Annotated in this window: 1 protein-coding gene; it reads right to left on the reverse strand. The window is 59.1% G+C overall.

The window, feature by feature from the left end; genetic code table 11:
- Positions 1-423 (reverse strand): 3-deoxy-7-phosphoheptulonate synthase (locus CXQ97_RS21200; RefSeq protein WP_104182387.1); only part of this gene is annotated, 423 nt, incomplete at its 3' end.
- Positions 424-548 lie beyond the last annotated feature (125 nt).

Below are 548 nucleotides of genomic sequence, written 5' to 3' on the forward strand. Positions count from 1 at the left end.
TGTGGGCAGGCCCATCTCGGCGAGATCGAGAAGCAGCTTGCGACCGATGTGCAGCCCGTCTTGGATCTTGAAGGAGTCGTCCATGTACGGATCGTTGATCAGGCCTTTCCAGCCGACGGTGGTGCGTGGCTTCTCGAAATACACCCGCATAACGAGGAAGAGGCTGTCGGACACCTTTTCTGCCAGCACCTTGAGACGCTCGGCGTACTCGTGGGCGGCCTTCAGATCGTGAATGGAGCAAGGGCCGATCACTATGAACAGGCGGTGATCCTTGCCGTCGAGAATGTCGCGTACCACCTGGCGCCCGTGGGAGACGGTCTGCAGTGCCGAGGCGGTCAGCGGAATTTCACGCTTTAGTTGCTCCGGCGTGATGAGGGTCACGTTGGAGGCAACGTTAAGGTCGTCGATTGGTAAATCAGCCATTTGTTACTCGTCAGGAATCACGGGAGCCGTCCGCCAGCGATCCCGGTGCGGCGGAACACAGCCTGAGGGCGCAGCGGGGAAACGGAACCTTATCGCTAAAGGCCGCACTCGACAACGAGATTGAT

The organism is Arthrobacter sp. B0490 (genome assembly GCF_002929355.1).
In the GTDB taxonomy this organism is placed as follows: domain Bacteria; phylum Actinomycetota; class Actinomycetes; order Actinomycetales; family Micrococcaceae; genus Arthrobacter_D.